General features: G+C 46.6%; 7 protein-coding genes. All 7 read right to left on the minus strand.

The features are described 5' to 3' along the window. A partial coding sequence (locus tag IQR33_RS27835; protein WP_193844243.1) for a metal ABC transporter permease occupies positions 1 to 281 on the minus strand: 281 nt, incomplete at its 3' end. After that, positions 281 to 1,009: a metal ABC transporter ATP-binding protein gene (locus IQR33_RS27840; protein WP_005374248.1), complete on the minus strand. Its 729-nt coding sequence runs from the start codon at positions 1,007 to 1,009 to the stop codon at positions 281 to 283. The genes IQR33_RS27840 and IQR33_RS27835, both read right to left, overlap by 1 nt. After that, positions 1,009 to 1,935, minus strand: a complete 927-nt coding sequence (locus IQR33_RS27845) for a metal ABC transporter solute-binding protein, Zn/Mn family (protein WP_005374249.1) — start codon at positions 1,933 to 1,935, stop codon at positions 1,009 to 1,011. The genes IQR33_RS27840 and IQR33_RS27845 overlap by 1 nt, the downstream gene beginning before the upstream one ends. 22 nt (positions 1,936 to 1,957) lie before the next feature. Continuing rightward, the gene (locus IQR33_RS27850) at positions 1,958 to 2,509 is read right to left on the minus strand and encodes a DUF6162 family protein (protein ID WP_005374250.1); all 552 of its coding nucleotides are present in this window, start codon (positions 2,507 to 2,509) and stop codon (positions 1,958 to 1,960) included. Continuing rightward, positions 2,506 to 2,826: a hypothetical protein gene (locus IQR33_RS27855; protein ID WP_005374251.1), complete on the minus strand. Its 321-nt coding sequence runs from the start codon at positions 2,824 to 2,826 to the stop codon at positions 2,506 to 2,508. Before IQR33_RS27855 ends, IQR33_RS27850 begins: the two co-directional genes overlap by 4 nt. A 42-nt stretch (positions 2,827 to 2,868) precedes the next feature. Further along, positions 2,869 to 3,699: a DUF4198 domain-containing protein gene (locus IQR33_RS27860; RefSeq protein ID WP_005374252.1), complete on the minus strand. Its 831-nt coding sequence runs from the start codon at positions 3,697 to 3,699 to the stop codon at positions 2,869 to 2,871. A gap of 15 nt (positions 3,700 to 3,714) precedes the next feature. Then, positions 3,715 to 4,254, minus strand: a complete 540-nt coding sequence (locus IQR33_RS27865; protein WP_017635538.1) for a DUF2271 domain-containing protein — start codon at positions 4,252 to 4,254, stop codon at positions 3,715 to 3,717. Between the last annotated feature and the right edge of the window lie 110 nt (positions 4,255 to 4,364).

The raw sequence follows: 4,364 nt of genomic DNA on the forward strand, positions 1-4,364 counted from the left end.
AACAGCGCAAAAATCATACAAAAGCTAAACAATCCGATGATCGGATTCTCTGGCGGCTCACCGAGCAACACACCAATCGCGATTCCGGTAAGCGCAGCATGCCCAACCGCTTCAGAGAAAAAAGCCAGTCGCTTGGCGATGACTAATGTACCAAGACCACCAAGTAATGGTCCTAATATCAGCGCTGCCACAATTGCGTTTACCATGAAGGCATAAGAAAAGCTATCGCTTAACCATCCAGCTTCAACGCCGCTAACCGCTAACTCTCGCAACCAATCCATTATGCAGCCTCCACTTTTGCTGTGTAGTGCTTGAATAATGTTTCTATACGATCAGGGCTTAGCACATCTGAATGGTGACCTGACGCCACAATTTGACGATTTACGACATGGACCTGCGCATCTAAACGGCGCACGGCGGTCACGTCATGATGTACTGCCACCACCGTTTTGCCTTCTCCAACAACTTCATGAATCAAACCTTCAAGATATCGAACACCTTGCTCATCCATGCCAGTTGTAGGTTCGTCTAAAACCAATAAATTGGGCTCATCCAGTAAAGCTTGCGCAAACAAAACACGCTGTTGCTCACCGCCAGAGAGTTGCCCCATACGACGGTCGCTACGCGTTGCCATACCCACGCGATCCAGCTGGGCCAGGGCATGTTGAGTTTGTTTCGTTTTACGTCGCCAAAATAGAGGGATACGAGTTTGGTTAAGCAGTACAAAATCCATCACGGTTAACGGGAGGCTTGCTTCAAACATCGCTTTTTGTGGCACATACCCTATCTTCCCCGATGCAGCTGATGGTTCTGGCCAATTGAGCGCTATGTTTCCCGAAAATGGCGTGAGTCCAAGTACCGAACGAAGCAAAGAGGTTTTACCACCGCCGTTCGGTCCCATAATAACGTGACATTTCGCGTTCTCGAATTCGGCGCTGATGTTCTGCAAAATGATATTGTCGGCGTATTTTAGGCCCACGTTACTTAAGGAAACGGAAGGTCCAGTCATCACGCCTTTTCCCCTGCTCGCTTACTCGCCACAAATTTCATGGCTTCGATTAGTGTTTCCACATTATCTCGCATCTCAACCTCGACTTTATCAGCCTCATACTCACCGTGAGTCATGTGAGAAAAGCGATAAAGCTGCACCCCGGTCGCCTCTTCGATGGTATCAACAAAGCGATTCGGCATATTGAGCTCATAAAACAGAACATCAATGCCCGATTCACGAATTTTCTCTATCGTTTCCTGTAGCTGACTTGCACTTGGTTCTACACCATGAGCAGGCTCAATGACAGCGGCAACGTCAACACCAAACTCCTGAAGGATATATCCGTAAGCATTGTGGGTTGTCGCCACCTTCATACCAGCCGTGTCCAACTCACCAAGAGACAACATTGCATCACGCTTCATCAGGCGAAATGTTTTCGCGTATTTACGAGCATTTTGGCGATAGAACGTAGCATTGTCTGGGTCCAATTGGCTTAGCTCACTCGCGATGGTGTAAACCTTTTGAATGGTTGTTGATAGACCGACAAAGGTGTGAGGGTTCACTGCTCCTTGACCAACAGACTGCCCCATAGCGGGCAATAAAGGCACTTCTTTGTTCGCTTCGATAACCACGAGATCATCACGCTGAGAAGCCTTGATCACTTTCAGTGCAAAATCGTCATGACCAATACCATTGATCACTATTACGTCCATTTCATTTAAGCGCTTAAGATCATTAGGTTGTGGCAAATAGTTGTGAGGATTAAAACCAGCATCAACCAAAGGAACGATGTCCGCCTTCTCACCAACAACGGCTTTAACATAGCTGTAATAAGGTTGAAGCGTAATACCAATACTGAGTTTATCGGCAGCAAAGCCAGTAGAAGACACCGTCAATAACGCGGTGGCTGTAAGAATACGACGTAAAAGAGAGCGTTTGATCATAGTACTTATCAATTATGTTGTCTTAATGGGCGTGAGAATGAGAGGAAGAGTCTGACAGAACGATTTGTTTCCACCCGAAATCGTGGCGTTTAGCTAGATCGCTTAGTCCCTCCACATTTAACGAACGGCTAGAATCATTAAACCAAATATCAGCTTGAGAACTGCGGCTATCCAACAGCATGGAAGCAGAGCCTTGGGCACTGGTCTTCACGCCAATGTAGACACCGTCATCAATTCGTTGCCACTGATGAGAACCTTTACGCTTCCAGTTTTGGTCTTTCACGAACGGAGCAATCCAAAGCACCTCCATATCAGAGATCTCAGGCCAAGTTCCGGTATCTAACTGCAAATCACGAATCTCTTCATGAGCGAGCTTAAGCTCAGCGATCAACCCCAACTCATTTTGATGTAAATCCGTGATTAACACTTGATGAGACTGCATGTCTGGCTTTTCAGTCGCGACCTGATGGTAGGGCATAAGTATGGCTGCTGAACTGAGAATTGCTGCGATTGTCAGTGCGACCCACTTTCCTTCTCGGTTACCATCATCAGGGCGAACTTTCTGTACACTCATTTCTCTTTCAGCTCAACGATATCCACTTCCACCGGGCTTTCATGTCCGGCATCAAATACCAAATAGAAATCTGTTTCAGGGTGAGTAAATTCTGCGATGGAACGCTTATCTGTTTTTTCTTTGGCGATCAGATTGTCGTCGTAATCGTACATTTCGACATCGTAGTCGACCGCTGTCGATCCATCCGAGTAGCCCGCTTCACAAATCACTTTATCTTGCGCCAAGTGACAGCTCATCAGAGGAAAATGTGCAGCAGCGTGAAAGGACGCAAATCCAGAAAAAAGCAAAACCGCTTTTAGAAGAGAAGTGTTATTCATGATAATTCCAAAATGGCCCAGCAATTGCTGAGCCTAATTCGATTAGTTAAGTTGAGTTTCAAACGTAAGATGAACATTGGCACTCGCTTTATCCGCCAATGGATTATCTTTTAATTCACCTTTGTAGTTCGCTTTCATTAAGTAGCGCCCGGCGACTTCTGGCGTGAAGATCACTTTGCCATCTTTATCGCTCACCACATCGATTTGTTCTTGATGGTTTCGGTACATAGTACCTTCACGTGTAATCTCAGCAGTAACGCCCTCTTGTGGCTCTCCGTTAAAGAAAAACTGGAAAGTCACAGGCTCACCTTCAATGATGTCCGATGGATGCGTGATCGGTTTCATCTCCAGCATTTTGCCTTCAATCTCCAACGCTTTGTCCGTTGGCATACCAACCGTAATGTAGCTTTCTGCTCGGGTGTAACTTAGTTGAGTAACCACATCACGCGCTTGCTCAGGAAGCACGTCACCACGCTCAGCTTTGTTTGCTCGCGCCCATTTCACCGTATCACGACGGCCCGCTTTGTATTGTGTGTAGTAGCTCGGCTGATTATTAATCGCGACTTTGTGCGTGCCTTCTTCTGTAAAAAAGAAATCAAACATAGAGCGACGCTTGCCACGAACAACAAAGTTAGGACGCTCAGAGCGGCCATCCGGCATCACCACAAATGCCTGATCACTACCCGCAGGCTTATCAAAAACAAACGTTCCGTGAGAGGCAGTAACATCAAATGTCAGCCAGTCACCGCCTTCTTTAGAAACCGTAAAGTGAGAGGGCAGAACCCAACGTGGATGTGCTTGTGCGGTGGTGGTTACAGCCAATCCCATTGCCATTACACTCGCCAATGCCACTGCTTTCATTTTGGTTTTCATTGTTGTGTCCTTTAATCACTTAACTTGATAATTGACGGTGATGACACCCGTCTCTTGTGTTGGTTTAAGCTCATAGCGCACGTCACTGTCCGCTAGCGTTATTTTTTGACGTAAGTAGTTTCGCCCACCGTGTTCACGAACGACCTCGACGTACAACGTGTAATTTCCTTGTTCCAAACGCTCCCCTGCGTCATTGGTTCCATCCCAGACAAAGCGGTATTGACCAGCAGGACGTGTTGCAGAAGTCACCGCATCAACAAGTTCACGATCATAACGACCCGCTTTTCTCCACCAGCTGCGTAGATCTTTTAACCATTCGTCTTTCCCTACCCATAACTGGATGGTTTTAACCGGTTTACGCTGATCGTTTTCAACCCAAACCGCCACATAAGGGCGTGCATACATTGAGGTATCTATCTTTGGAAGTTCGAGTTCGAAGTCGACCTTCGCGTTATCTGGTAGAGGCGCCGCGGAAAGAGAGAAAGGAGTAAAAGCCGCGATCAAAGCGGCTTTACAAAAGTGATTACGGCGGAAAAATCTTCCTGTGTTCAACATAAGTGTTCTCTAAAAAAGCTGTTATGGAACAGCAACAAAATAAATTACGAGCGACAGTAACGTACCAAAGCTCATCCATTGCATTGACGTTCTGAGCGTCTTCTTCTTAG

It is taken from the genome of Vibrio sp. OPT46, from assembly GCF_015163535.1.
GTDB classification, from domain to species: Bacteria; Pseudomonadota; Gammaproteobacteria; order Enterobacterales; family Vibrionaceae; genus Vibrio; species Vibrio alginolyticus.

What these genes read in the sequence shown, in the direction of transcription:
- IQR33_RS27840 (WP_005374248.1), bottom strand. Translation starts at nt 1,009, where the DNA reads ATGACTGGACCTTCCGTTTCCTTAAGTAACGTGGGCCTAAAATACGCC.
- IQR33_RS27845 (WP_005374249.1), bottom strand. Translation starts at nt 1,935, where the DNA reads ATGATCAAACGCTCTCTTTTACGTCGTATTCTTACAGCCACCGCGTTA.
- IQR33_RS27850 (WP_005374250.1), bottom strand. Translation starts at nt 2,509, where the DNA reads ATGAGTGTACAGAAAGTTCGCCCTGATGATGGTAACCGAGAAGGAAAG.
- IQR33_RS27855 (WP_005374251.1), bottom strand. Translation starts at nt 2,826, where the DNA reads ATGAATAACACTTCTCTTCTAAAAGCGGTTTTGCTTTTTTCTGGATTT.
- IQR33_RS27860 (WP_005374252.1), bottom strand. Translation starts at nt 3,699, where the DNA reads ATGAAAACCAAAATGAAAGCAGTGGCATTGGCGAGTGTAATGGCAATG.
- IQR33_RS27865 (WP_017635538.1), bottom strand. Translation starts at nt 4,254, where the DNA reads ATGTTGAACACAGGAAGATTTTTCCGCCGTAATCACTTTTGTAAAGCC.